This window comes from Methylobacterium sp. D54C, from assembly GCF_053345595.1.
In genome coordinates this window covers 1-323 of sequence record NZ_JBKFAK010000160.1, presented here as the reverse complement: position 1 = coordinate 323, position 323 = coordinate 1, and the positions used below count along the sequence as shown (strand labels likewise).

1 protein-coding gene is annotated in these 323 nt (G+C 72.8%); it reads right to left on the bottom strand.

What is annotated here, in order from left to right; all coding sequences use genetic code 11:
• The coding region (locus ACLBYB_RS32980) for an FAD-dependent oxidoreductase (RefSeq protein ID WP_447701402.1) at positions 1–153 on the bottom strand (153 nt) is incomplete at its 3' end.
• Positions 154–323 lie beyond the last annotated feature (170 nt).

The window sequence follows — 323 nt, the reverse complement described above, 5'->3', positions numbered from 1 at the left end:
GCCGTTGTGCGAGACAGTGCGCGAGATCCCGCCGACCTGCGCCGGATCCCGCTCCAGAACGGTGACGGAGCGGCCCTTCTTCGACAGCAGGTAGGCGGCAGTCAGGCCCGCGGGCCCGGCGCCGATCACCAGCGTCTCGGTGTGGTGGCTCATCCCATGCTCCGGCGATTGGTGCGGCGCGCGACGCGCAGGACGCCGACCGGGCGCCAGGATGCCCGGTCGTGGTTAAGGAATCGCTGGCGCCGCGGGGCCGGCTCGACGTCCGGACCGCGCGTCCGGTGCCCTTTGACCGCGCGTTAAGCGGAACCGCGCGAGCATGCCGG